Raw genomic sequence first — 564 nt, 5'->3', positions numbered from 1 at the left:
GTTTTCGATGATTAACACCGACTCCGTATTTAAGTATGTCGAGCGTAGGTTGAAGTTGAATGAGCCAATACTCGCAATACTGCGGTCAAATACAACAGATTTAGCATGCAGACCATAAGCTGTCTCAGGTGCACATTTAGACACGTCTTGGGTAGATGCTTCACACAACTTAGAATCTGGTTTTAGTTCAAACAGGTCGATGCCATGCTCTAACATATCGTAGCGTCTGCCCGCGTAAGCAGAGTGGTTAGTAACCAAGTCATTTGACGCCATTGAGTTGGTCAATGCTTTTATCTCAACGCCTTCGTTATTCAACGTTTGCCACTCTTCTAATTGGCCATCATCAAATACCAAGTAAGCCGACTCAAGCAAGATCTCTTGTTTCGACTCACTCGCTAGTTGTCCCAATAGAACCGCCGGTGCTGTTAGATCTGCAGTATTGTCTGAATCAACAGGCACAGGGTGATCGTAAGCGAAACGAGCCTTCGCCCAAGTCATCTCATCAAGAGCCTTCGGCTGTAAGCTGTCTGCTGCTTCACGATTTAATGGTAAATCTGGGTAGTT

Annotated in this window: 1 protein-coding gene; it reads right to left on the bottom strand. The window is 45.0% G+C overall.

All coding sequences use genetic code 11. The features are described from left to right. Positions 1-564, bottom strand: a 564-nt coding sequence (locus A3712_RS06345; RefSeq protein WP_231891766.1) for a phospholipase D-like domain-containing protein, incomplete at both ends; no start/stop codon positions are given.

The organism is Vibrio sp. HI00D65, assembly GCF_001635455.1.
Lineage (GTDB): Bacteria > Pseudomonadota > Gammaproteobacteria > Enterobacterales > Vibrionaceae > Vibrio.
Note: the sequence above shows the minus strand (reverse complement) of the source record. Positions and strands in the feature narration are given on the sequence as shown.